Source organism: Clostridium sp. YIM B02551, assembly GCF_022324735.1.
Classification (GTDB): domain Bacteria; phylum Bacillota; class Clostridia; order Clostridiales; family Clostridiaceae; genus Clostridium_T; species Clostridium_T paridis.
Map to the genome: position 1 here is coordinate 226,385 of NZ_JAKGTF010000001.1, position 24,236 is coordinate 250,620.

27 protein-coding genes are annotated in these 24,236 nt (G+C 30.6%); 17 read left to right on the plus strand and 10 right to left on the minus strand.

From position 1 onward, the window contains the following. Positions 1 to 54: 54 nt before the first annotated feature. From L1S47_RS01220 to L1S47_RS01235, 4 genes are all read left to right on the plus strand, one after another. On the plus strand, positions 55 to 993 hold the full coding sequence (locus L1S47_RS01220; RefSeq protein WP_238881665.1) for an acyl-CoA dehydratase activase-related protein: 939 nt from the start codon (positions 55 to 57) through the stop codon (positions 991 to 993). After that, positions 986 to 2,077: a 2-hydroxyacyl-CoA dehydratase gene (locus tag L1S47_RS01225; protein WP_238881666.1), complete on the plus strand. Its 1,092-nt coding sequence runs from the start codon at positions 986 to 988 to the stop codon at positions 2,075 to 2,077. The genes L1S47_RS01220 and L1S47_RS01225 overlap by 8 nt, the downstream gene beginning before the upstream one ends. Beyond that, positions 2,059 to 3,006, plus strand: coding sequence for an acyl-CoA dehydratase activase (locus L1S47_RS01230; protein WP_238881667.1), 948 nt, complete (start codon positions 2,059 to 2,061; stop codon positions 3,004 to 3,006). The genes L1S47_RS01225 and L1S47_RS01230 overlap by 19 nt, the downstream gene beginning before the upstream one ends. Positions 3,007 to 3,165: 159 nt before the next feature. Beyond that, positions 3,166 to 3,456: a hypothetical protein gene (locus L1S47_RS01235; protein ID WP_238881668.1), complete on the plus strand. Its 291-nt coding sequence runs from the start codon at positions 3,166 to 3,168 to the stop codon at positions 3,454 to 3,456. On the opposite strand, the gene L1S47_RS01240 is transcribed toward L1S47_RS01235, so the two are convergent. Then, positions 3,442 to 4,104 (minus strand): cysteine hydrolase, encoded by a 663-nt coding sequence (locus L1S47_RS01240; protein WP_238881669.1) that lies wholly within the window; start codon positions 4,102 to 4,104, stop codon positions 3,442 to 3,444. The two genes, L1S47_RS01235 and L1S47_RS01240, sit on opposite strands and share 15 nt — an antisense overlap. Before the next feature lie 177 nt (positions 4,105 to 4,281). Between L1S47_RS01240 and L1S47_RS01245 the strand changes: the two genes are divergently transcribed. Continuing rightward, positions 4,282 to 5,280 (plus strand): DUF3048 domain-containing protein, encoded by a 999-nt coding sequence (locus L1S47_RS01245; RefSeq protein ID WP_238881670.1) that lies wholly within the window; start codon positions 4,282 to 4,284, stop codon positions 5,278 to 5,280. Positions 5,281 to 5,367: 87 nt separating this feature from the next. Here L1S47_RS01245 and L1S47_RS01250 read toward each other — a convergent pair whose 3' ends face one another. Genes L1S47_RS01250 through L1S47_RS01265 form a run of 4 tightly spaced genes read right to left on the minus strand, consistent with a single transcriptional unit; the run spans position 5,368 to position 8,099 of the window. Beyond that, positions 5,368 to 6,063, minus strand: coding sequence for a hypothetical protein (locus L1S47_RS01250; protein WP_238881671.1), 696 nt, complete (start codon positions 6,061 to 6,063; stop codon positions 5,368 to 5,370). Continuing rightward, positions 6,063 to 6,836, minus strand: a complete 774-nt coding sequence (locus L1S47_RS01255; RefSeq protein WP_238881672.1) for a hypothetical protein — start codon at positions 6,834 to 6,836, stop codon at positions 6,063 to 6,065. Before L1S47_RS01255 ends, L1S47_RS01250 begins: the two co-directional genes overlap by 1 nt. Continuing rightward, the gene (locus tag L1S47_RS01260; protein WP_238881673.1) at positions 6,814 to 7,716 is read right to left on the minus strand and encodes an ABC transporter ATP-binding protein; all 903 of its coding nucleotides are present in this window, start codon (positions 7,714 to 7,716) and stop codon (positions 6,814 to 6,816) included. Before L1S47_RS01260 ends, L1S47_RS01255 begins: the two co-directional genes overlap by 23 nt. 2 nt (positions 7,717 to 7,718) lie before the next feature. Continuing rightward, complete coding sequence (locus L1S47_RS01265; RefSeq protein WP_238881674.1) at positions 7,719 to 8,099, minus strand: GntR family transcriptional regulator; 381 nt, start codon at positions 8,097 to 8,099, stop codon at positions 7,719 to 7,721. Positions 8,100 to 8,313: 214 nt separating this feature from the next. Between L1S47_RS01265 and L1S47_RS01270 the strand changes: the two genes are divergently transcribed. From L1S47_RS01270 to L1S47_RS01300, 7 genes are all read left to right on the plus strand, one after another. Next, positions 8,314 to 8,718, plus strand: a complete 405-nt coding sequence (locus L1S47_RS01270) for a MerR family transcriptional regulator (protein ID WP_238881675.1) — start codon at positions 8,314 to 8,316, stop codon at positions 8,716 to 8,718. A 112-nt stretch (positions 8,719 to 8,830) separates the two neighbouring features. After that, positions 8,831 to 9,640 (plus strand): EFR1 family ferrodoxin, encoded by an 810-nt coding sequence (locus L1S47_RS01275; protein WP_238881676.1) that lies wholly within the window; start codon positions 8,831 to 8,833, stop codon positions 9,638 to 9,640. A 95-nt stretch (positions 9,641 to 9,735) separates the two neighbouring features. Continuing rightward, positions 9,736 to 11,043 carry a helix-turn-helix domain-containing protein gene (locus L1S47_RS01280; protein ID WP_238881677.1) on the plus strand — a complete coding sequence of 436 codons (1,308 nt, stop codon included), beginning with the start codon at positions 9,736 to 9,738 and terminating at the stop codon, positions 11,041 to 11,043. A gap of 104 nt (positions 11,044 to 11,147) precedes the next feature. Further along, positions 11,148 to 12,332, plus strand: a complete 1,185-nt coding sequence (gene nirJ1 / locus L1S47_RS01285; RefSeq protein ID WP_238881678.1) for a putative heme d1 biosynthesis radical SAM protein NirJ1 — start codon at positions 11,148 to 11,150, stop codon at positions 12,330 to 12,332. 12 nt (positions 12,333 to 12,344) lie between these two features. Further along, positions 12,345 to 13,331 (plus strand): putative heme d1 biosynthesis radical SAM protein NirJ2, encoded by a 987-nt coding sequence (nirJ2, locus tag L1S47_RS01290; protein ID WP_238881679.1) that lies wholly within the window; start codon positions 12,345 to 12,347, stop codon positions 13,329 to 13,331. A gap of 15 nt (positions 13,332 to 13,346) precedes the next feature. Next, positions 13,347 to 13,811 carry an Lrp/AsnC family transcriptional regulator gene (locus tag L1S47_RS01295; protein WP_238881680.1) on the plus strand — a complete coding sequence of 155 codons (465 nt, stop codon included), beginning with the start codon at positions 13,347 to 13,349 and terminating at the stop codon, positions 13,809 to 13,811. Continuing rightward, positions 13,804 to 14,268 (plus strand): Lrp/AsnC family transcriptional regulator, encoded by a 465-nt coding sequence (locus L1S47_RS01300; protein WP_238881681.1) that lies wholly within the window; start codon positions 13,804 to 13,806, stop codon positions 14,266 to 14,268. The genes L1S47_RS01295 and L1S47_RS01300 overlap by 8 nt, the downstream gene beginning before the upstream one ends. Before the next feature lie 50 nt (positions 14,269 to 14,318). On the opposite strand, the gene L1S47_RS01305 is transcribed toward L1S47_RS01300, so the two are convergent. The 5 genes from L1S47_RS01305 to L1S47_RS01325 all read right to left on the minus strand — a co-directional run bounded on the left by L1S47_RS01305 (position 14,319) and on the right by L1S47_RS01325 (position 18,754). Further along, complete coding sequence (locus tag L1S47_RS01305; RefSeq protein ID WP_238881682.1) at positions 14,319 to 14,657, minus strand: P-II family nitrogen regulator; 339 nt, start codon at positions 14,655 to 14,657, stop codon at positions 14,319 to 14,321. A gap of 4 nt (positions 14,658 to 14,661) precedes the next feature. Then, a complete protein-coding gene (locus L1S47_RS01310) occupies positions 14,662 to 16,263 on the minus strand; it encodes an ammonium transporter (RefSeq protein WP_238881683.1) in 1,602 nt (533 codons plus the stop codon). Positions 16,264 to 16,304: 41 nt separating this feature from the next. Further along, entirely contained in the window at positions 16,305 to 16,604 is a 300-nt protein-coding gene (locus L1S47_RS01315; protein WP_238881684.1) for a hypothetical protein, read from the minus strand. Positions 16,605 to 16,789: 185 nt separating this feature from the next. Further along, a complete protein-coding gene (locus tag L1S47_RS01320) occupies positions 16,790 to 18,346 on the minus strand; it encodes an MDR family MFS transporter (RefSeq protein WP_238881685.1) in 1,557 nt (518 codons plus the stop codon). A gap of 30 nt (positions 18,347 to 18,376) precedes the next feature. After that, on the minus strand, positions 18,377 to 18,754 hold the full coding sequence (locus L1S47_RS01325; protein ID WP_238881686.1) for a MarR family transcriptional regulator: 378 nt from the start codon (positions 18,752 to 18,754) through the stop codon (positions 18,377 to 18,379). 293 nt (positions 18,755 to 19,047) lie between these two features. Here L1S47_RS01325 and L1S47_RS01330 point away from each other — a divergent pair, with 293 nt between their 5' ends. The 5 genes from L1S47_RS01330 to L1S47_RS01350 all read left to right on the plus strand — a co-directional run bounded on the left by L1S47_RS01330 (position 19,048) and on the right by L1S47_RS01350 (position 24,078). Continuing rightward, positions 19,048 to 19,827 (plus strand): SDR family oxidoreductase, encoded by a 780-nt coding sequence (locus L1S47_RS01330; RefSeq protein WP_238881687.1) that lies wholly within the window; start codon positions 19,048 to 19,050, stop codon positions 19,825 to 19,827. An 89-nt stretch (positions 19,828 to 19,916) separates the two neighbouring features. Then, positions 19,917 to 20,396 carry an Hsp20/alpha crystallin family protein gene (locus L1S47_RS01335; protein ID WP_238881688.1) on the plus strand — a complete coding sequence of 160 codons (480 nt, stop codon included), beginning with the start codon at positions 19,917 to 19,919 and terminating at the stop codon, positions 20,394 to 20,396. A gap of 179 nt (positions 20,397 to 20,575) precedes the next feature. Next, positions 20,576 to 21,373 carry a nucleoside phosphorylase gene (locus L1S47_RS01340; protein WP_238881689.1) on the plus strand — a complete coding sequence of 266 codons (798 nt, stop codon included), beginning with the start codon at positions 20,576 to 20,578 and terminating at the stop codon, positions 21,371 to 21,373. 83 nt (positions 21,374 to 21,456) lie between these two features. Further along, positions 21,457 to 22,212: an AIM24 family protein gene (locus L1S47_RS01345; RefSeq protein WP_238881690.1), complete on the plus strand. Its 756-nt coding sequence runs from the start codon at positions 21,457 to 21,459 to the stop codon at positions 22,210 to 22,212. A 219-nt stretch (positions 22,213 to 22,431) separates the two neighbouring features. After that, positions 22,432 to 24,078 carry a glutamate synthase-related protein gene (locus L1S47_RS01350; protein WP_238881691.1) on the plus strand — a complete coding sequence of 549 codons (1,647 nt, stop codon included), beginning with the start codon at positions 22,432 to 22,434 and terminating at the stop codon, positions 24,076 to 24,078. Positions 24,079 to 24,236 lie beyond the last annotated feature (158 nt).

Consider the following 24,236-nt stretch of genomic DNA (forward strand, 5'->3'; position numbering starts at 1 on the left):
ATTCATTTTGGTGAAGATTACTATTGTGTTATATTTACTGAAAGGATGAATTACGTGGAGAATAAAATAAGAATTGGAATACCAAGAGCATTTTTATATTTTAAATATAAGAATTTGTGGGAGACATTTTTCAAAGAATTAAATTGTGATATTTTAGTAAGTCCGGATACTAATAAACAAATTTTAAAAGACGGAATTAATAATTCTATAGATGAAAGTTGTTTATCTTCAAAAATTTATATGGGGCATGTTTATCATCTAATTAACAAGGTTGATTATATATTGGTACCTAGAATAGTTAGTTTTGGGCAAAAAGAAGTTGTATGTACAAAATTTAATGCTATGTATGATATTGTAAATAATACTTTTAAAAATATAAAATTATTGGAATATAACATTGATGTAAAAGAAAATCAAGGAGAATTAAAAGCATTTCTAAAGATGGGAAGAGTAATTGGGCAAAGTTCTATATCAGTCTTAAAAGCTTATTTAAAAGCTAAAAAGTCGCAGGAATATTTTGAACACAAAGAAGCCATAAAGCAGGAACAATTACTTCTTGATACTAATAAACTTAAGATGCTTATAGTTTCACATCCATACAATATTTATGACAAGTTAATAGGATATCCAATTATTAAGTATCTTGAAGGATTTGATGTTGTTCCTATTTATGCAGATATTGCTAACAAGGAAGAGACTACTAAAAAATCAAAGGAAATTTCTAATACATTATATTGGACATATAATAAGGAACTAATAGGTGCAATTGAATATTATAAGGATAAAATTGATGGAATTATTTTTATTTCAACATTCCCCTGCGGACCAGATTCACTTGTAAATGAGTTATGTATAAGAAAGATTAAAGGCATACCAATGACTAATATAATATTGGATGAGTTAGAGGGGGAAGCTGGCATGCATACTAGAATAGAAAGTTTCATTGATATTATAAGAGAAAAAAGAAATAGGAGGGAAATTACCAATGAATAATAGTGAAAAAATCATTAGTTTTCCTCATATCGGAAATTATTATGTTGCTATAGAATTTTTAATAAGAAATACCTTAAATATGAAGTCATTAACGCCGCCTCCAATAACTAAAAAAACCTTAGAATTAGGTTCGAAATATTCTCCAGATTTTGTTTGTGTTCCATTCAAATATAATTTAGGAAATTATATTGAAGCCTTAGAAAAGGGCGCTAATTTTTTAGTTCAAGCTGGAGGAGGATGCAGATTTGGTTATTATGGAGAAATACAAGAACAGATTTTAAGAGATTTAGGATATAAATTTGATTTTATAAGTATTTTAAATACAGATGACTTAAATCCATTATCAGTATTTGGTGTATTCAAAAGTGTAAATCCAAGCATTAGTTTTAGAAAATTTGTATATTTTTTCGAACTAACCTTAAAAATGGTTGGAGTGATAGATAAAATAGAAAAATATATCAGAGAAAATATAGGATTTGAAGTTAAAGAGGGGAGCTTCGAAAAGCTGCAAAAAGAATTCTTAAAGGATTTAAAAAAGATTAAAAATTTTAGGGAGCTAAATGCAGTTTATAAAAAGTACAACATATTATTTAATGAAATTAAGACCAACAAACCTGAAAATCCAATTAGAGTAGGTATTGTTGGTGAATTATATACTATCATGGAACCATTTAGCAACTACTTTATTGAAAAAGAATTAGCGAAAAAAGGAATGGAAGTAACTAGATTCATTACAGTTACTTATCTTTTTAGAAGTCACCCAAAAACTAAAGATTTAATAAAAATGGCTGGAAAGTATTTGAAGTATGCAATTGGAGCTGATGGCACAGATAGCGTAGCGAGGACAAAAGAACTTGCAGAAGCAGGATATGATGGAATTATTCATGTAAAACCATTTGGATGTACTCCAGAGGTTAATGCAATGCCAATGCTACAAAATATAAGCAATGATTATAAAATACCAGTATTGTACTTTAGTTTTGATTCGCAAACATCTGAAACAGGAATAAAGACTAGACTTGAAGCCTTTAACGATATGATTTTAATGAAGAGGGAGAAAGAGAAATGCAAAAAGGTTATTTAGGAGTTGATATTGGGTCAATATCAACCAAAGGAGTAGTAATTGATGAAAATAACAAAATAATTGCAGAAAAGTATCTTTGGACTGAAGGAGATCCTATAAATGCAGTTAAGAATGTTGTTAATTCGTTAAAAGAACAAGTGAAAGATAAGAATATTAAAGTTAGGGCAGTTGGGACAACTGGCTCTGCAAGAAAACTAATAGGGACTATTTTAAATGCTCAAGTTATTAAGAATGAAATTACAGCACATGCAATAGGAACCCTTTCAATTTATCCAGATGTAAGAACAATTTTTGAAATTGGGGGTCAAGATTCAAAAATAATATTAATTGAAGATGGGATAGTAGTAGATTATGCAATGAATACACTATGTGCGGCTGGAACTGGATCATTTTTATCATCTCAAGCAAAAAGACTTGGATTACAGGTAGAACAATTTGGAGAGTTTGCTTTGCAATCAAAAAATCCAACAAAAATAGCAGCAAGATGCACTGTATTTGCAGAGTCAGACTTAGTTCATAAAGCACAAATAGGTCATAAGAAAGAAGATATTATTGCCGGATTATGTAAAGCTGTTGTTACTAATTATCTTAACAATGTTGGTAAAGGAAAGAAAATAAAATCGCCTATAGTATTTCAAGGCGGGGTTAGTAAAAATATTGGGGTTATAAAAGCATTTGAGGATGAGACAGGAGAAAAGATTTATGTTGATAAATACGCACATTTAATGGGTGCTTTAGGAGTAGCTATGCTAGCTAAAAATTCCGGAAAAGAACAAAATTTTGATTTTGATATAGCAGAAATGCATTTTGAAACAAGAGGTGTAGAGTGTGCAAAGTGTGCAAATAATTGTGAAATTATATGTATTTATAAAAATGATCATCTAGTAGATGCTTGGGGAAATAAATGTGATAATGGAGCAGTTGTCTAAAGAGTATATACATCATTACTAAAGAGTAGAAAACAGAATTTTCTACTCTTTATATTTTAACTATGGAATAAATAATAGGAATCTAAAATATATTTTAATGTTCTTCTTAGGGAAAAGCTTTGAAGATTAAATTATATATTGAGAATCGGAGGAATCATCATGATAAAATTTCCTTTATTTATTCCTGTTAAGATAGCTGAATTAGGTAAGGGCAACGTAATGTGGGTTGAAAATCAATATAATAAAAGTAAATATTTTCTCGCATTAGCAGTAAAACCAACTCAAAAAACATTAGAGTCAATAGGGTTTGATAATTTTAAGCAAATTGATACTCAAGAAGATCTTATAAATCTTTATAAAAATATTATAGCTAGCAACATAAGTGATATAGAAGGAGTAGCAATTTACAGTAACGAATATCAACAATTCATAAGTTTAAAAGCTGATTAAATTTGTTTTTGTTAATGTAACATGACTTTTAGCACCAGGGCTATAAAGCAAATGCCATACGGTATATTGTTCTGCATAAGGATCTTGAGCGGAAATGCAATCTACAGGGAGTATAACGGAATAACCACGAAAAGCTGCTCCTGTAGCTGTATGAAGAACGGCGCCATTTGCGGCATAACCAGTGATAATAACTGTTTTAATTCCATAGGAACTTAATAATGCTTGCAAGTCGGTTCTATAAAATTTATCTACGTAAGATTTAACTATAGGCTCATTTTTTGTTGGAGCAAGAGTATTAAATATATCGCTCTCAGTGCCTATATGTGTAAGACTATAGATAATTAACATATTATTTTTACGAGCAGTGGTAAGTAAGTTATTAATATTAGGGAGTGTTGCAATACATCTAGGGCTTTTGCAAATTGAATTTTCCATATCTAGTATAAGTAAGGCAGTTGTTTTAGGATTAACAGTAACTGATTGGAGTTTTGGAACTGATGGAGTTGGTACACTATTCCATATATCAATTATTGTTTCATTTGCAGATATTTGACGAAAATCTGAGTCGGATAAATAATTTCTATATTTTAGATTTTCGTCATTTTTATATCCAAGCCACTCACTAGGATTATAACAAAAATATATCACATTTAAAGCTCCTTAAAAGGGTTATATATTTTATATTATTTTTATACTCAAAGAAGGTTACTGAAACTTATAGATTATAGTTGTAAATTAACTTCACTTTAATTTCAATAATTATTATAATATTACTAAATTACCTTTTATTATATTAAAAGTTTTAAAAAGAAGGGTGTTGAGAAATTGAAAAAGAAAATAATAATTCTTATAGCACTTAGTACAATTATGTTATTAACTGGTTGTCATAAGAAGGCAGCTGATACAAGTAAAAGTGCTTCCTCAGATAAAACAGTAAGTAAATACTATGCTCCTTATACAGGAGAAGAAGTTACTAAAGAAATAGCTGAAAAACCAGCTTATATGGTGTCCATAGAAAATGCAGTACCAGCTAGGCCACAAGCAGGTTTTACTTCTGCAGATATAGTATATGAGTTAATGGCAGAAGGAGGCATTACCAGGTGTCTAGCACTATATCAAAAAGATGAGGCAGCAAAGATTGGACCAGTTAGAAGTATGAGGACATATTTTATTGATTTAGCATATGAGTATAATGTTCCTTTTGCACATTGTGGGGGAAGTCATGATGCGCTAGATAGAATTAAAAAAGAAAACTCTATGACATTAGATGAAATGGCAAATGGCTCCTATTACTACAGAGATAAAACTATTAAAGTTCAAGAACATAGCCTTTTTTCAAGTTCAGAAAATTTGCTTAAACTTCTAAAGGAAAAGAACTATATAAAACCATCAAATGTAAAACTTAAATTTGATAAAACTTTCTGGGAAAATAGTGATTTAAATAAAGCAAATGCAGTATCTATAAAATTCAATCCATCCTATACAACGAGTTATCAGTTTAAAGATGGTTTATATTATAAATCAATGAATAATGAACCAACACTTAATCGTGATGATAATGTTCCAGTAGCAGTGAAAAATGTAGTTATACAGAATGTTAAATATAGAACAAGGGCAGGGGAGCCTTATTTAGATGCAGATTTAGTTGGTAATGGAGATGGAGTTATCCTAAGTAATGGAAAACAAATAAAGGTTACTTGGTCTAAAGCAGATCTTAATTCTCAAACAATATTTAAGGATGAAAAAGGTAATATAGTACCACTAAATGTAGGTAAGACCTGGTGGCATATATTAGATCAAAATGCTCAATTAACAATAAATTAAATAAACAATTAACATAATGTTAGTATAAAATTAAAGGTGTATAAAAGAAAAAAAGTCTTTTATACACCTTTTGTTTTAAAAGAAAAATTAGTTGATTATATCTAGTGTTTCCATGCTTGATTCATTAAGTTGTAAATTCTTCGGAATTTGTATATACATAATTTTCATAATAAAAAATGGTGAAAGATAATCACTATTTTCAGAATTAGCTTTTGAAAACTGGGTTGTTGTAAAATCATAGTCAAATTTCCTAAACTTAATGTCAAAACTTGAATCATCGTAGATTGATAATTCGTTATTTTTTAATGTGATTTTAGATGGCATAATTTTATCAGTAATATTAACACCATTAAAAGAACAGTTAGTTACAAAATTTTGAATATCAATTTTCCCATCATCCACATCTTTAATCTTACATATTATTGTTATATTATTAGAACTATTTGTTATCTTAAGCTTTTTATCCGTATAATCTAAACTTAAGTTTTGATTTTGCTTATAGGCATCTGTTGTATTTAAAAGCCCTTTACTTGCAAGATCTTTGAAGTAATCTGTACTCGGAATTTGCTCAATTTGACCATTTGTTTCATTAATACTTACAAAGTTTTTCGTAGGAATAAAATTTAATAGTATAGTCCCGATAATAAGGATAGCGCAATAAATAGCAATAATGTACTTTTTAATATTATTTGGCATTGAAAATCTAACTATGTTCTTTTTTACTACAAAAATAACTAAAAGTAGAATCAATAGGATATTTAAAATTATAAAAAGAATACTCATTATTTTTTGACCTCCAATCTATTAGTTATAAAAATAGAACAAGCAAATAATGCTATTGAGGTAACTAAAGTTTTAAGTACAAATAGTAAAAGTGAATTTTCATAAAAGTAAAAGTGTATTATTTTAGTGATTAAAGAGTATAACGACGAATTATTTAAACTACCAAAAAGCTTAAGTAATAAAAATAAACCTAAAATAGATATCGTTGAGAAAATTATTGTGAATATTTGATTTATACTACCAACTGAACCTATAAAGTACCCAATGCTAGCTATAAATATAATGTAAAATAAAATACTAATTATATTTAAAAGCATAACATGAGGCTCTATTATAAAACCTTCTCGTATAATATTTTCATTTCTACTAGTAAAATAAAATATAGCTCTAATGATATTGCCAGAAAAAGTAGATGTTATACTAGCATAGATTGCAAGAGTAATTAAAAAAACGATATTTGAAATATTGCTTGAGAGCCTATTAGTTATAAAAGAAAAATCCATATTTTTATTTTTTCGGTTTGAGATTGTTAATGAAACAACGAATGACCATATTAGTGTAAAAATAATTATTGCATTTCCTGAATAATAGAAGAAATCAACTGACACACCAGAACCACTTGTTGAAGAGATTCTTAGTGCATTCATAGTTAATAAAGTTGCAAAAAAATGCACTACTATTAAGCTGAAAAATAAACCAATATTAGTTTTAAGTTTAAAAAAGTATTGCTTCTTAGTAATATTAAGTAAACTATTTTCTGTTAAATACATCATCAATTCCTCCTTGAGAACTATTTGTCAGATATACACATAAATCATCTGCAGAAACAGTAAATATCTCTATTCCTTTTATCTTAGCTTTTTGTAGATCAGTTTCAGTAAATTCATTCTTTACTACTATAGAAGTTAGATTCCCGCTTAACTTTTCAGTGTAAATAATATCTTTATTTCTACATAACTCATGTATATAATCAGTGTCGCCTCTAAGACAAATTGCCATTTCTTTTATTTCTTCAACAGATGAATGTAGCATCTTTGTCCCGTTCTTTATAAGAAGTATATTTTCTAATATATCTTCAATCTCTGAAAGTAGATGGCTAGAAAGTATAATTGTACGAGGATAGCGAATGTAATCTTTAAGTAGAGCTCTATAAAAGTCTTTTCTAACAGAAGCATCCATTCCTGTTGTAGGCTCATCAAATATAGTTATTGGAGAGTGAGTAGATAGTGCAACTATTACATTAAAAGTACTTCTTTGACCTTTTGAAAGCTTGGAGTGATATTGCTTTGGATTTAGTCTAAAGTATTCAAAAAGGCCTTTTGCAAGAGACATGTCCCAGTTGGAGTAAAACTTACTTATCTCAACTAATAGCTCTGATAGATTTAATGAAGCAGGGTATTCAATATTATCATCTGCAAAAAATAAATTTGAAGAAACATTTAGAGAATTAAATGGATTGCTACCCAAAACAGAAATTTCACCAGAGGTATTTTTCATAAACCCTGCTATTATTTTTAATAGAGTAGTTTTTCCAGCCCCGTTTCTTCCAATAAGACCAGTTATAGTATTTTCCTCAATAGTAAACGAAATATTATCAAGCGCTTTAGTATTTCTGTAATCCTTAGTAAGATTTGTACATTCAATTATAGCCATAGCTAATCCTCCCTACTTTCTATATTTAGAGATTTAAGTAATTCAAATAATTCATCTTCACCAACATTAAGACGATTTGCTTCAGTTAACAGTTCAATAGCCAAAGTTCTTAAGGTTTCATTTTTTCTTTTCTTAAAAATAAGCTCTTTTGCATCCTTTGATACAAACATACCAAGGCCGCGTTTTTTATAGAGTATATTTTCGTTTAGTAAAATAGTAATACCTTTTGCTGCAGTTGCTGGGTTAATATTGTACATTTCAGCTAATTGATATTGTGAGTACATTTTTTCATCAGCAGCGATGCTATCGTTAAGTATTTGATTTTCAAGCCATTCGGATATTTGTATATAAATAGGTTTTATGCTTTCGGTATTAAGTATCACTTTAAAACCTCCTAACTAGAAATGCACATTAGTGCATTACTGATATAATGTACTATACCTCATATGGATATAAATGTCAATATAGTATAAAGTTGTACATGTAAAGTTTTAAAAGAAATAAATTAAAGGATTAGAAGACTTTATATAGAATATTTTAATTAGTATTAATAGAGTGAAAATGCAATGAAAATTTAGAACAATTGGGGTATAAAACATGAAAAATTACACTATAAAAGACCTAGTAAAACATTTTAATATAAATAAGGAAACCATAAGATATTATGAAAAGATTGGTTTACTTGAAGAGCCTAAAAGAGATAACAACGGGTATAGAGTTTATTCAAAAGAAGATTTTGATAAAATAACATTTATACTAATTTTAAAATCATATGGATTTTCATTAAAAGAAATAAAAGAGTTATTATCAAAAATATATGATGAGATATTAGGAGCAGATGTTGAGAGTATTAAAAAAATAGTTATAAGTAAGATTTATGAAATAAACAGTATAATTAAAGAATTAGATAATACGAGAAGACTGCTTGAAAAGATAAATGATAATATTTTATCTAGCAAAAGAGAGAATTGTGATGATATAGAGATGTTTTTAAAAAAATAATTCTTGACTATGTAGTATAGTACATGCTTTAAAATACTATTAATTACTAAAATACTTAATTTCATTTAATTCGCATAAAAATATTAATAGTATTAAATAAGGGGAGAGCTTTATGGAAATTACCAAGGATACAATATTATATTTTTCGGGTTCAGGTAATAGTTTGCAGATAGCTAAAGATATTTCTAGTAAATTAGGAGAGTTTAATTTGATAAATATAGGATCTCTTCTAAATGAAAAAAAGATAGAAGTTAAAGCGAGGACTATAGGGATAGTTTTTCCAGTATATTACGCACGTATGCCATTAATAGTAGAGAATGTTGCTAAAAAACTAAAGATTAGCCTTGATACTTATGTTTTTGGAATTGCAAGTCATGGAGGAGCCCCAGCTAATGTATTAATTAGACTTGATAACAAGCTTAAAGAAAATGGATTAGGACTTAATTCTGGATTTTTAATTCATATGCCAGCAAATAATGTACTAGCTTATAATCCTAAAACACCAGAAAAACATAATAAAACCTTTGATAGGGAAAAGGAAAAGGTTAAAAAAATATCAGCAATCATTAGGGAACGTAAAAGTCAAAAATGTGAAGTAAGTAAATTAGTAATTGATAGAGGCATTGATAAGCTGTTCTCTAAAGCTACTAATAAAATCATGAATAAGCTGCATGAGAAGGATAGTGAATTTTGGGCTAAAAACAACTGTAATAGCTGTAGAATATGTGAAAAGATTTGTCCAGTAAACAATATTGAACTTAAGAATAATAAACCTATTTGGAAACATAAATGTGAACAATGTACAGCATGTATTCAGTACTGTCCAGAAAAAGCAATTCAATTTGGGACAAAGACTATAAATAGAAATAGATATAAAAATCCTAATGTTAGTTTAAATGAAATGATAATTAAAAATCATTAATGCAATATAGCAAAATTGGAAATGTTTAATTAGAATTTTTTGTTATCATAGTATTAGCAAATAACTTGCAAGAACTTTTGCTAAAGGAGTGCAGTATGGATTACAAGGATATCATGCAAAAAAGTATTGATTATATTGAAGAAAATTTAAAATCTGAATTGTCAGCTAATGAGATTGCTCAAGCGGCAGGTTTTTCACTTTTTCATTATTATAGATTATTCCAAAATGAAGTTGGAATTCCTGTTATGCAATATGTATTAAAGCGAAAACTTTGCAATGCTATATATGATATAAGTTTAGGCAACATGATGATTGAAGTTGCACTAAGTTATGGCTTTGACACACATTCAGGATTCTTTAAGGCTTTTAAGCGTGAATATGACTGTTCTCCAACTGAATATCTTAAAAAACATAAGGTAGTTAAGCCTTATAGGATAAATTTAAAGCAGAAGGAGAATGTTATGATAACTGAAAAGAAAATTAAAGAAAAGCTAAAAATTTGGAATCTAATAGAACCAATTGATATTAAAAGCGTATATTACGAATCTAATGGAAATAAATCAGATACATCATGGATAATAAATAATGATTTTATAATAAAGATAGGTACAAACATCTCTAGATTAAAACAGCATATTTCTGTATCAAAGGCTCTAGCTGACTCTGGTTTTGAAGTTGCAATTCCTATATTAACGAAAGATAAAAAAGAGTATGTAGTAGAAGAAGATTTATATTTTTGTTTAACAAATCGTATTCAAGGAGAAGTTATAAAAAGTATCGAGATATATGAAGGTGAATATGAAAGTAAAGCAATAAGCATAGGAGAGTCTATTGGAAAGTTGCATTTAGTTTTACAAGAAAAAGATAATGAAGTTATATGTAATGACCAAAATCTTTATGAAACTGTAAGTGAATGGGCAATACCAAGGATTAAGCAAAAGATGGAGCTTAATTATAAATTTTATGAAGATTACCAAAGGAATTTTAAGAAGATATATCCTCAATTAATAAAGCATGTTATACATCGAGATCCTAACCCTAACAATATTATAGTTAAAGATGGTAAGCTTAGGGGCTTTATAGATTTTGAATTATCAGAAAGAAATGTGAGAATTTTTGACCCCTGTTATGCAGCTACTGCAATTTTATCTGAAAGCTTCGACATTAATAATATAAATAGGCTTAATAAATGGCTTTTAATTTTTAAGAATATAATAAAAGGATACGACAGTGTATGTAAGTTATCAATTGAAGAGAAAAAAGCTATTCCATATGTTGTTTATTCAATTCAAATGATATTTATGGCATACCTTAGTGACAAAGATAAATTCCAAGAACTTTCAGAGATTAATCATGAAATGTTTAAATGGCTAGTGAGCAAAAAAGAAGATATGGAAATTTAGTTTTAAAATCACCGAACCTAATGGGTTTGGTGATTTTTTTAATATATTAGACGCAATTGGGAAAAATAACTTAGGTTATTTAACTGAGGAAGGGAAGTAAATAAATGATTGGAATATCAAAATTATTATGTGGAGTAGAAAATTATGGAGATAGATTAAGATATGTTCAAGGAGCGAACAATCAAAGAAATGGTGTAAGTTTAGGCTATGGCCCAGTTGTTGTATGGAATTGCACAAGGACTTGTAATTTGAAATGTGTTCACTGTTATGCAAGTTCAGATAATAAAAAGTATGATGGAGAACTAAGTACTGAAGAAGGTAAGAGATTTATTGATGAACTAGATGAATTTAGGGTTCCTGTAATCTTATTTTCAGGGGGAGAGCCTCTACTTAGAGAGGATCTTTTTGAATTAGTACAGTATGCAAATAAGTATAAAATACGCAGCACAATATCAACAAATGGAACTCTTATTGATAAAGAAATTGCGACTAAAATTAAAAATTCAGGGGTAGGATATGTAGGAATAAGCTTAGATGGAGTTGGAGCTAGTCATGATGAGTTTAGAAGAACAAAGGGAGCTTTTAACCTAGCATTAAATGGTATTCGTAATTGTAAGGAAGTTAATCAAAGAGTTGGACTAAGATTTACAATAAATCGCCATAACTTTAATCAATTAGAGGATATATTTCATTTAATTAAAGATGAAGATATTGATAGAGTGTGCTTTTATCATTTAGTTTACTCAGGTAGGGGTAGCAAAATGATAGATGAAGATATTACTCATGAAGAAGCAAGAATAGCTATGGATCTAATTATGGAAAAATCACTTGAGTTAAAAGATAAGGTTGAGATACTTACAGTTGATAATCATGCTGATGGAATTTATTTATATTTGCAGGCACTCAAAAAATATCCTCATTTAGCAGAAAGTATCTTAAAATTAATGAAAATTAATGGAGGAAATCGTTCAGGTATAGCTATAGCGAATGTTGATTATTATGGAAACGTTCATGCAGATCAGTTTACCTGGCAACATACTTTTGGAAATATTAAGAATAGAAGGTTTAAGGATATTTGGACAGATGCTTCAAATCCAATTATCGGAGGGCTGAAAAACAGAAAAGAGTTATTAAAAGGTAGATGTAGTAAATGTAAATGGATAAATGTATGTAATGGAAATTTAAGAACAAGAGCTGAATCAATTACTGGAGACTTTTGGGCTTCAGATCCAGCATGCTATTTAACAGATGAGGAAATTGGTATTTCTGATAATATGGGGCTTGTTTAAGGAGTGGGATATATGATTGTTTCATGGAATTCAACAAATAAATGCAATATGTACTGTAAGCATTGTTATAGAGATGCAGGAATGCAAGCAGAACAGGAACTAAGTACACTGGAGGCTAAAGAACTTATAAATGAAATAGCTAAAGCTGGTTTCAAAATAATGATTTTCTCAGGAGGAGAACCATTAATGAGACCAGACATTTATGAATTAGTCAATTATGCTTCAAAGCTTGGACTTCGTCCTGTTCTAGGAAGCAATGGAGTAATGATCACAAGGGAAGTTGCAAAGAGATTAAAAGCTTCAGGCGTTATGGGAGTAGGAATAAGTCTAGATAGTCTTAATGCAAAAAAACATGATGAATTTAGAAATTATAATGGTGCATGGAGAGAAACTGTTCTTGGTATGAAAAATTGTAGAGATGAGGGTTTGCCATTTCAAATACATACAACTGTGATGCTATGGAATAAAGATGAAATTTTAGATTTAACTGATTTTGCAGTTGGTATGGGGGCAGTTGCTCATCACACATTTTTCTTAGTGCCTACTGGTAGAGGAGAGGATATTGAAAATGAGTCATTGACGCCAGAAATGTATGAGGAACTATTAAGAGCTATTATGATGAAGCAAAAGCACGTAGATATAGAACTTAAACCTACTTGTGCCCCACAGTTTATGAGGATTGCAAGAGAAATGGAGATGAACCTAAGGTATGGAAGAGGATGCCTTGCAGGAACTAGCTACTGCATAATAAGCCCAATAGGGGATGTTCAACCATGCGCTTACCTAAATATGCCTATTGGAAATGTTAGAAAAAATAAGTTTAGTGAAATATGGAGAGATAATAAAATATTCAAGGAACTTAGGACTTTAGAGTATAAAGGAAAGTGTGGAGTATGTAAGCATAAAAAAGCATGCGGTGGTTGTAGGGCGAGAGCAGCTTTTTATAATAACGGGGATTATATGGCAGAAGAAGAATGGTGCCAATATTCTAACTCATAGGAGGAATTGTTAGGTATGAATAGAGAGTATATAGAATTGCTTAATTCAATTCAAGAGGGTTTTCCATTAGAATCAAGACCATATTTAGCTTTAGCAAAGAAATTAAATATTACAGAAGAAGAGGTTATTAAATTTATTAAGGAACTTAAGGAAGGTGGCGAAATCAGACGGATAGGTGGAGTTTTTAATTCAAAAAAGATGGGCTTTAGCAGCACTTTATGTGCTATTAAAGTACCAAAAGAAAGAATAGAGGAAGTTTCAGAATTCATAAATAGTTATGAGGGAGTTACACATAATTACTTAAGAAATCACTCGTACAATATGTGGTTTACTGTAATTGCATCCACAGAGGAAGAAATAAAAAGGTTTATAAATGAGATAAAATATAGAACAGGTATAGAGGATATATTATATTTACCTTCAACTAAAATGTTCAAAATTAAAGTTGATTTTCATGTTAAGGAGAAAATATATGTTTAGTTTATTAGATAAAAAAATTATACATAGACTTCAAGGGGAGTTGCCATTAGTCCCTGAACCCTATAAGCTTATAGCTGAAGAGTTAGAAATTACTGAAAATGAGCTTTTAGACAAGATAAAAGATTTCTTGATTAGCGGAGTAATTAGAAGGTTTGGAGCAACACTAAATCACAGAAATGTTGGATTTAAAGAAAATCCGATGGTTGTTTGGAGTGTGCCTGAAGAAAAAGTTAATGAAGTAGGAGATAGGATGACATCTTTTGAAGGAGTAAGTCATTGTTATGAGCGTAGGGTACTACCTAATTGGAGATATAATATTTATACAATGATACATGGAGAAAGCAAAGAAGAATGTGAGAAAATTGTTAGTGAGATTTCTAAGGCAACTAACATGCATGATTATGAAATGTTATATAGTATAAGAGAACTTAAGAAATGCAGTATGAGGTATTTTTAAATAAAAGGACGTTTTATTTGTCCAATAAGACAAACAAAACGTCCTTGTTATTATAATGCATCTTTTCCACGCTCACCTGTACGAATTCTTACAACATCATCAGCATCATATATAAATATTTTGCCATCTCCAATATTACCTGTGCTAATTTCTTTTAATACTTTATCAATTATAGTCTCAGCCACTTCAGCAGGCACAATAGTTTCAACTTTGACTTTAGGAAGTAAATTTACTTGAGTTTCATGCCCTCTGTAGATAGTTTTATATCCCTTTTGGTTACCATATCCCATTATATTTGAAATCATAACGCCATTAGCATTACATTCAGATAAAATCTTTTTTAAATCTTCAAGTTTTTCACTTTTTATAACAATTTCTAACTTCTTCATAAAATCACCTACCTTCGCTAACAGTTGAGGATTTATTTTGTTTAAATCTTAATAATTGTTTTATTTCAGCATTGTCTGAAGAACTATAATCAAGTTCAGGAGATTTAACTAATTGGGTATCTGGATAAGCATTAACGCCCATCTCTGGAATGTCTAAACCATCTAATTCTGCTTCAGGTGAAATCCTTATTCCCCATACCTTATCAAGAAACTTCAAGAAAATAAATGAGATACCAAAACCCCATACTAATAAAACACCAATAGCAATTAATTGTGCAACTAGTTGGGAAGGGTCACCAAAGAATAATCCAGTAACTCCACCTGAAACACCATTAATTCCGTCTCCATAAGAACCATCTGCAAATAAACCTAAAGAGATAACTCCCCAAAATCCATTAACACCATGGACTGATATAGCCCCAACTGGATCGTCAAGTTTAAACTTATTTTCTATAAATGGTACTGCAACGCAAACTAGAAATCCAGCAACTGCACCAATAAAGAATGCTGAAGCACCACTTACAAAGGCACAAGGAGCAGTAATCGCAACTAGCCCTGCTAGTGCACCATTTGCTGTCATGGAAGGGTCTGGTTTACCATACTTAATCCACATATAGAACATTGCAACCAAGCCACCTATTGCGCCAGCAATCATAGTATTTGTTGCTACAACAGCAAGTCTAAAGTCAGAAGAATTAAGAGTTGATCCTGCGTTAAATGAGAACCAACAGAAGAATAAAATAATTGTACCAATGATTGCCATTGGAATATCATGACCAGGGAAAGCTCTTGAGGTTCCATCTTTTTTAAATTTTCCTATTCTAGGACCAATCACAATAGCTCCTGCTAAAGCAAGCATACCACCCATGGAATGAACTACTGCAGAACCAGCAAAGTCTACAACACCATGACCTAATCCAAAGTTTTTGCCAAGGGTAGCGAGCCACCCACCTCCCCATACCCAATTTCCGAATAAAGGGTATAGGAACATTGAAATGAAGAAAGATAAAATTACAATTGCAGAATATTTAACCCTCTCAGCTACAGCTCCTGTTGGAATCGTTACTGTAGTATCCATAAATACCATTTGGAAAAAGAATAGAGCATATATACCTGGATCGTATATTCCCTTACCTGATAATAGGAAGCCAGTACCTCCCATGATACCACCGAGCCCAGGAATAGAAATCATTGAGTTTAGTGCAGCACCGCCACTTCCTAGTCCAGCAGCACCACCGGAACCACCAAATTGTAATGCAAAACCAACTAAAAAATATCCAATTGCGCCAACTAAGAAAACCATAAAATTCATTGTTATGGTATGTGCTGCATTTTTACCTCGGCAGAAACCAGTTTCAACCATAGCAAAACCACATTGAAAGAAAAATACCATAAAGCCTGTTATCATAACCCAAGTGAAGTTCGCACCGTAGTAACCTTTATTAGCTGTTGTAGCTACATCATTTAAAGTTTCACTTCCGGTTGTAGCAATATAAGATGCTCCCGTTGGGTCAGAGCCTCCAGCTGGCGATAGTGCTACGACTAACATAACAGCTAAAGCACCTAAGAAAAGTAATATTGCGCCTAATTTAACTGACTTTTTCATAAACCATCCTCCGTATAAACTTATTTTTGTATAATTAAAAATTATTGTTTTATCTTTTTGCTTTTAAAGTTATCCCATGAAAATTTAGAAGTAGACTTATAAAGTTCTTCCTGTAGTTTAATAACGGAAAAGTAATATTTCAATCCCAAGTATAAAACTAGAACTCCAAATATAACTCCAGGTATTTGAACTTTTAGAACTGTTAAGCTTATACCATTTACCGCAGAAAATAAACTAAAAAATATACCAAGGAATAGAATTATCATTACAGAAAGATAAAGGAAACTTATTATTATTTTCTTTGAAGCCTTTGATAGCGCTAAAGTAATTTGTTTTTTCATTTTAGAACCTCCTTTTAGTAAAGAATGAGAATAAAAAATGGAGCAAAGTTTTAAACTTTGACCCCATTGTCATGAATACCTATGAAAAAAAAGCAGGTGTCTAATATTATATTAGACACCTGCGTCATTTGCTCTTCTATTAAAGTAATTTTAGCAAAATATATGAAAAAAATCAATAGTATATTTTAATGTTTTTTCTCGACTTTTGAGTTGCCTAGTAAAAAGCTTGCAGGTATGCCAAGTAAAACAATAACTGTACAAACGATAAATACAGTATGAAGTGAATCTGATAATGCTAGTTTTAATGGAGGAAGCATTATTGCCTGTAATTGTGCTGGTATTTTATTTATTATCTCTGGATTTAATAGAGTATTAAATAAATCTTGTGGGGCATTATGAGCCTCTTTAAGCAATGTACCTATAGCGCCTGTTTGTAATGCTGGTATTTTATCAATTGTTGGGAAGAAGTTCTTATCTAATAGAGTAGTCGATCTATTATTTAGAACAACACCAAGTACAGTAACTCCAAGAGTACTTCCTATACTACGGAAAAATTGAGTTGCAGAAGTAACTACTGCACGTTGCTCAATAGAGAAGGCTGTTTGAACTGATAAAGTTATAGTCGGCATTATTAGTCCAAGTCCAAGACCTAAAATTACTATATATAAGCTAATTGTTAAACGTGTTGTATCAACATCCATTGTACTTAATAAGTACAAGCTTAGTCCCATTAAAAGTATACCTGAAATAAAAATAGTTCTAAATTTTATTCTAGTTACTAATTGACCACCTAGTACGCTTGTAACCATCATTCCTAACATCATAGGAATCATTGAATTACCTGATTTTGTGGCACTTATACCAATTATTCCTTGCATGAAAAGTGGTAAAAACATCATGGCACCAAACATACCAAGACCCATTAAAAATCCAACAATATTTGCACCTACAAAAACTTTATTTTGAAAAAGATGAAGGTTTAAAATTGGATCTTCAGCCTTTAATTCAACGAAAATAAATATTAATCCAACCACTACAAATGTAACGAATAAGCCAATTATTTGCCATGAAGTCCAAGGATAATCTTTTCCTCCAAGGCTTAAGCCTAATAATAAGGATACAATTGAAATGATAAGGGTTATAGCACCAGCATAATCTATGATTACTTTATCTTCAACACGTTTTTCTCCAGTTAATCCAATGAAAACAGTAAAAGCAGCAAGTAATCCTACTGGTATATTAATGTAGAATACCCATCTCCAAGTTGCATTATCTACAAACCAACCACCAATACTTGGACCTACTATGGATGAAAGACCGAATACTGCAGTTATTACTCCTTGCCATTTACCACGGTTTTCTGGTGGGAAAATATCACCAACTATAGTCATAGCCATTGGCATTAAAATTCCTCCACCTACTCCTTGGAGTCCACGATATAAAATTAGTTGAGTCATATTTTGACTAGTTCCACATAGCATAGAACCAACTATAAATATTATAATTCCACCTACATACATTATACGACGTCCGAATAAATCAGACATTTTTCCGGCAATAGGAACTACAGTTGTTGAAGTTAACAAATAAGCAGTTGTTACCCAAGCCATTATACTTAAGCCGCCTAAGTCACCGATTATCCTTGGCATTGCTGTTCCTACAATTGTTTGATCCAATGAGGAGAAGAATATACCTAGTAAGAGTCCTACTATTAAAATACTGCGTTTAGAATTAGTTTTCACTATTTTTCCTCCTTTGTTTAATTCTTTAGTTTAAGTTCTTTGTTTATGAAAGTTGATTACTAAATTTGAAATTCTCACCAATTCTTTGCTGTCCTTTTCTCCTAAAAAGCTAATTAATTCATTTAAACTATTAAATAATCGAGTTTTCATAGATTCAATAGCTTGTTTTCCAGCCTCGGTAGGTCTAATGAGTACAATTCTTCTGTCAGTTTTATCTGATAATCTCTCTAAATAATCCTTTTGTTCTAGTGAGTTAATCATATGAGTGACAGCAGCGGGTGTAATATCTAAAATTGTACTTAATTCAGAGACTTTAATTCCTTTTGAACCTGGACATGTTCTATCATCAATTAGCATTAATAAAATGCATTCATTTTTTTTAATGTCTTTTGGTTTGGATTCTTCCATATGCATTTTCTTGAATCGTAGAAAAGTTTCAAGAATTTCTTTAGCAAGAATAAGTTTTTCATCATCATTCATTTTTTACACCTCTATTAGTTTTTTACTAAGTAAATTATTTATTTGATAAATAGTTTACTTAGTAAAGTATCTGCTAAATAAATGTTTTTGTCAAGCAATTTGTTAAAATGATAAATGATACTAGAGATAGTATTGTAATTTCACATGATAAATATGTAATATAAGACATGAGGATATTTTGTTTAAAGGTTGAATATATAATCCTACTTAAGGAGGTATTTATGGAGTTTAAAAATAAAGTGTGTGTAATAACCGGGGGAGCAAATGGAATAGGATTTTGCTTGGTAAATGAATTTATAAAAAAAGGGGCAAAGGTAGCTTTTATAGATATAGATAAAATAGCGGGAGAAAAACTATTTTTAAATATTAAAAAAGATGGAGGAGATGGGCTTTTTTTCTGTGGTGATATTGCAGAAGAAAATACACTTAAGGAATTTTCAAGAGAAGTAATTAGAACTTATGGTAAAGTAGATTATCTTATTAATAATGCTTGTTTGAGTCGTAAGGGAATTCTCTCAGATTGTAGTTTTGATGATTTTAATTATGTTTTGAGAGTGGGAGTTACAGCGCCATATATGCTTTCAAAACTATTTTTAGAGTATTTTAACCAGGGTGGAGCAATAGTTAATATTTCATCAACTAGAGCAACTATGTCTCAAGAAGATACTGAAAGTTATTCTGCAACAAAGGGAGGCATTTCTGCATTAACTCATGCATTAGCAATGAGCCTTTCAGGAAAGGTCAGAGTAAATAGCGTTAGTCCAGGCTGGATTGATGTAAGTGCAAATTATAATAATGACTATGAAAGTAAGCATAGCATAGGCGATAAGGAACAGCATCCTGTAAAGCGTGTCGGTAAGCCAATAGATATAGCAAAAGCTGTTATGTTTTTATGTTCAGAGGATAATGATTTTATAACAGGGGAAAATATTACAGTGGATGGCGGTATGACTAAACTAATGATTTATAATGATGATTATAATTGGAAGTGTGAGGTTTAATGTACATTTTTACTTAAAAAACATGTGTCAAACTAAGGCGAATTTAATACATATATAATAAACAGTATATTTGCGAGAGGTTGGTATATATGTTTAGTATGTTTCCGTTCATGTTTAAGAATACTGATATTATTGGAGAGTTATTTAATGATGTAATATTTAATAACGTTATGAATCAGATTCCAAACAATTTAGTAAATGAAAATGTCGATGAAAACACTTATGATATTGATTTTAAGGATCAGGGAGATTATTACTTAGTAAAAGGTTACTTACCAGGGTTAACCCCTAGAGATGTAAGAATTGATTTTGAGAAAAATAAAGCTATTTTATCTATTAAGAAAAAACAAATTTATAGTAATGGCACTAATATTATGATGACAGTTATTCAAACAGGAGGATATATAGTAAAAACCTTTGATGTTGAAGAAATAGATAAATCAAAAATTTCTGCTAGTTTTGATAATAGTGTTTTATTATTAACATTACCTAAGAAGAAAAAAAGTGAAATATATAATAAAGAAGAAGTTCCAACAATTATAGATGTAGAAAATTATGAAATGGAATGAGATAAATGAAATGCACATTGAATATTAGATAAGGCTAATATTTAATGTGCATTTTAATTATGTTTTTGTTGTGAATGAAAAGTGTGAGATACAAGAATATGAATTATGTATGTTAGATATTTGAAACATTGCATTCATATGGTATACTATTAAGAATATATGGACTAATATGTCTTAAAATGGGGTTAGAAAGAGTTGGGGGCGATGATATGGGTAAGAAAGACTTTCCAATACTTGAGTTTGATGGTGTTACTGAGAATATAATTGAACCATCAAAATTCATAAAAAAGATGAATATGTCTGAAAGTGTTGTTATGTGCTTTTATAGTGAAGTAATTGAGAAATTAGCTAATGATGGAAGGCTTAAAGAGATTAAAACACTTTATTCTCAGATTGGTAAACATCCAATTTATGAACTAGATTATAAAGGCAAAAAAGTCACAGTATTTCATCCAGGAGTAGGAGCTGCACTCGGAGCTTCACTTATGGAAGAAGTTATTGCATTAGGTGGGAGAAAGTTTATCTCTTGCGGTAGCGGAGGCGTTTTAGATAAAGATATTGCAGTAGGAAATATTATTGTACCAAATTCGGCGATTAGAGATGAAGGCACTTCTTATCATTATGTTGAGCCAAGTAGAGAAATCTCTATTAACAATAAAGCTATTGAAGCAATTGAAAAAACTTTAAAGGCTCATAAATGCAATTATATTCGCGCTAAAACTTGGAGTACTGATTCCTTTTATAGAGAAACTAAAGATAAGATGAAACAAAGAAAAGATGAAGGTTGTTTGGTGGTAGAAATGGAATGCTCAGCTTTTTGCGCTGTTGCTGAATATAGAAATGTTATATTTGGACAAATGATTTATAGTGGTGATGATATTAGTTGTGAGGAATGGAACTCAAGAAGTGAAGTTGATAGAAGATTTGTAAGGGAAGCATTATTCTGGTTTTCTGTAGAAGCGAGTCTTGAATTATAATTTTGTAATAAATTGAATAAACTTCCATTATAAGGTATAATCTTTATGTAGTACAAAATTGTATAAAAGGGGAGTTTTGGTAAATGGTAACTTATAAAAATCTTTATGACAACAAGAATATTGAAATCATTGAGACTAAAGGCAATGTCAAAGTTCTTGAATACAAAAAGGATTTAAGCGTAGATAGCTCAACTGCAATTAATGCTTATTTTGCATCAGAGATGAATGTTAGAAAGAGACAAGTACTAATAGAATTAAATGGAAACGCTTTCGTTATTAGTGCTGGTGCAATGCAATGGACTGCAGGGAAAGTTGGTATGGGAGCTGATGTTAAAGGCTTTGGAGATTTATTAGGGAAAGCATTATCATCAAAGGTTACAAAGGAATCAGCAATAAAACCTAAATATGAAGGTAATGGTTTGTTAATGCTAGAGCCTACTTACAAACATATATTATTAGAAGAGGTATCAGATTGGGGGGGACTAGTGCTGGATGACGGACTTTTCCTTGCTTGTGAGGGAAGTGTTCAACAAAAGGTAGTGGCTAGAACAAATCTTTCATCAGCAGTGCTTGGAAAAGAAGGATTGTTTAATTTATGTCTTAGAGGTAAAGGAATTGCTGTATTAGAAAGTCCTGTTCCTAGAGATGAATTAGTAGAATTTGTTCTTCAAAATGATGAAGTTAGAATTGATGGAAACTACGCAATTGCTTGGTCAGATACTTTAGATTTTAGAGTAGAAAAGTCAGGCAAAAGCTTAATTGGATCCGCAGTTTCAGGAGAAGGGTTAGTTAATGTATACCGAGGAACTGGTAGAATCTTAATGGCTCCAATAGCTTAATATATAATTAGACTTAAAAACGTTATGAATTTAATATGCATAGCGTTTTTTTTGTTTGTGAAAAAATTAATTTCTATTAATATATTGGTAAAAAATGAAAATGACATTGGAATATTTGTTAGTAATTAAAGTAAAACATTGATATTTGTGTAATAAATGCAGTTATGTAGTTATATTTATATAATGTCTATAAAAGAAATATTAATAGGGGGAGAGTAGATGAGTATATATCAAAAAAACAATGATGTTTTAAACACTGTAAACAGGGGGAATCCTGCAGAATCTGGAGTTTGTACACTTTGTAGGGCAGATTGTAGAGGAAAATGTGAAACATGGATGTCTAGTATGAAAGGCAGAAAATTATTATATCCAAGGGATTTTGGAGCTGTAACAGCTGGAAGTTCAAATATTAACCACGTTGGGGTATGTTATAACAATCTCAGGATACAAGGATATAATTATGGTGCGTTTGGAGTAAGAGATGGACTTACTAATAACGCGGATGATTGTATATTCCCTAATGTAAATATTGAAACAGAGTTTGGAAAGACTATAAAAACAAGGTCTAGGGTACCATTCATGACAGGGGCATTAGGTTCAACTTTTATAGCTCAGAAGTATTGGGAATCTTTTGCTATAGGTGCAGCATTAGTTGGGTTTCCAATCGTAATTGGTGAAAACGTTGTAGGTGTTGATAAAAATTCTATAATAGAGAATGGAAAGATAGTAAAATCACCAGAGTTGGAACGTAGAATTGACACATATTTAAAGTACTACGATGGCTACGGTGCAATAATTGTTCAAATGAATGTAGAAGATACAAGAAATGGAGTGGCAGAATACGTTATTGAAAAATATGGTGATAAGGTAATTTTAGAACTTAAATGGGGGCAAGGAGCGAAAGATATAGGAGGAGAGATACAAGTAACTAGTCTTGAATACGCAATCTTCTTAAAAAATAGAGGCTATATTGTTGATCCTGATCCAACAAAACCTGAAGTTCAAGAGGCATTTACCAGTGGAGCTATCAAATCTTTTGCTAGACATAGTAGGCTTGGGTATACTAATTTGAATAATTATCATGAGGTCAAAGATGAATTTATGAAGTCAGTTGATTATTTAAGAGGGCTTGGATATAAGAGAATAACACTGAAGACAGGATCATATGGAATGGAAGCACTTGCTATGTCAATTAAGTTTGCAACTGAAGCAAAACTTGATTTATTAACTATCGATGGATCAGGTGGTGGCACAGGTATGAGTCCATGGAATATGATGGAGTCATGGGGAGTTCCATCTATATTCCTTCATGCAAAGGCATATGAATATGCAAAGATTCTTTCTGATAAAGGCTATGATGTAGTAGATATGGCTTTTGCTGGTGGTCTAGCTAGAGAAGATCATATATTTAAAGCTCTTGCTCTTGGTGCACCATTTACTAAACTTGTATGTATGGGTAGATCACTTATGATACCTGGATTTTTAGGAGCTAATATTGAAGGTGCATTATATCCTGAAAAGAGAAGTAAACTAAATGGAAATTGGGATACCTTACCTAAGAATTTAACTGAAGAATTTGGTACAACCCCCGAAGAAATATTTGCTGGCTACTATGATGTTAAAAACAAAGTCGGGGCTGATGAGATGAAGAATATACCTTTAGGAGCAATAGGCGTTTGGACATTGTCAGATAAACTTACTGCTGGATTACAGCAATTAATGGCAGGGGCTAGAAAATTTAGAGTATCTGAAATTTCTAGGGGAGATTTATTCTCAGCTAATAGGGAAACAGAGAAAGAAACTGGAATAAAGTTCATGACAGAGGTAAATGATGAACTTGCTAAGTGTATCTTAAATGAAGAATAATTAATGAAAAAGCTTAGGTTAATTATATAACCTAAGCTTTTATATTGAAGTTCTTAAAATAACCACAAAAAATATCATTGACATGAATATATGCCGATGATAAAATTAATTGTTAGCATAACACTGCAAACATATCTATACATATTAATCATATCACA

Excerpts from the sequence above, each read along its gene's own strand:
- L1S47_RS01225 (WP_238881666.1), top strand. The coding sequence starts at position 986 with ATGAATAATAGTGAAAAAATCATTAGTTTTCCTCATATCGGAAATTAT.
- L1S47_RS01230 (WP_238881667.1), top strand. The coding sequence starts at position 2,059 with ATGCAAAAAGGTTATTTAGGAGTTGATATTGGGTCAATATCAACCAAA.
- L1S47_RS01235 (WP_238881668.1), top strand. The coding sequence starts at position 3,166 with ATGATAAAATTTCCTTTATTTATTCCTGTTAAGATAGCTGAATTAGGT.
- L1S47_RS01250 (WP_238881671.1), bottom strand. The coding sequence starts at position 6,063 with ATGAGTATTCTTTTTATAATTTTAAATATCCTATTGATTCTACTTTTA.
- L1S47_RS01255 (WP_238881672.1), bottom strand. The coding sequence starts at position 6,836 with ATGATGTATTTAACAGAAAATAGTTTACTTAATATTACTAAGAAGCAA.
- L1S47_RS01260 (WP_238881673.1), bottom strand. The coding sequence starts at position 7,716 with ATGGCTATAATTGAATGTACAAATCTTACTAAGGATTACAGAAATACT.
- L1S47_RS01270 (WP_238881675.1), top strand. The coding sequence starts at position 8,314 with ATGAAAAATTACACTATAAAAGACCTAGTAAAACATTTTAATATAAAT.
- L1S47_RS01275 (WP_238881676.1), top strand. The coding sequence starts at position 8,831 with ATGGAAATTACCAAGGATACAATATTATATTTTTCGGGTTCAGGTAAT.
- L1S47_RS01280 (WP_238881677.1), top strand. The coding sequence starts at position 9,736 with ATGGATTACAAGGATATCATGCAAAAAAGTATTGATTATATTGAAGAA.
- nirJ1 (WP_238881678.1), top strand. The coding sequence starts at position 11,148 with ATGATTGGAATATCAAAATTATTATGTGGAGTAGAAAATTATGGAGAT.
- nirJ2 (WP_238881679.1), top strand. The coding sequence starts at position 12,345 with ATGATTGTTTCATGGAATTCAACAAATAAATGCAATATGTACTGTAAG.
- L1S47_RS01295 (WP_238881680.1), top strand. The coding sequence starts at position 13,347 with ATGAATAGAGAGTATATAGAATTGCTTAATTCAATTCAAGAGGGTTTT.
- L1S47_RS01300 (WP_238881681.1), top strand. The coding sequence starts at position 13,804 with ATGTTTAGTTTATTAGATAAAAAAATTATACATAGACTTCAAGGGGAG.
- L1S47_RS01305 (WP_238881682.1), bottom strand. The coding sequence starts at position 14,657 with ATGAAGAAGTTAGAAATTGTTATAAAAAGTGAAAAACTTGAAGATTTA.
- L1S47_RS01310 (WP_238881683.1), bottom strand. The coding sequence starts at position 16,263 with ATGAAAAAGTCAGTTAAATTAGGCGCAATATTACTTTTCTTAGGTGCT.
- L1S47_RS01315 (WP_238881684.1), bottom strand. The coding sequence starts at position 16,604 with ATGAAAAAACAAATTACTTTAGCGCTATCAAAGGCTTCAAAGAAAATA.
- L1S47_RS01325 (WP_238881686.1), bottom strand. The coding sequence starts at position 18,754 with ATGGAAGAATCCAAACCAAAAGACATTAAAAAAAATGAATGCATTTTA.
- L1S47_RS01330 (WP_238881687.1), top strand. The coding sequence starts at position 19,048 with ATGGAGTTTAAAAATAAAGTGTGTGTAATAACCGGGGGAGCAAATGGA.
- L1S47_RS01335 (WP_238881688.1), top strand. The coding sequence starts at position 19,917 with ATGTTTAGTATGTTTCCGTTCATGTTTAAGAATACTGATATTATTGGA.
- L1S47_RS01340 (WP_238881689.1), top strand. The coding sequence starts at position 20,576 with ATGGGGTTAGAAAGAGTTGGGGGCGATGATATGGGTAAGAAAGACTTT.
- L1S47_RS01345 (WP_238881690.1), top strand. The coding sequence starts at position 21,457 with ATGGTAACTTATAAAAATCTTTATGACAACAAGAATATTGAAATCATT.
- L1S47_RS01350 (WP_238881691.1), top strand. The coding sequence starts at position 22,432 with ATGAGTATATATCAAAAAAACAATGATGTTTTAAACACTGTAAACAGG.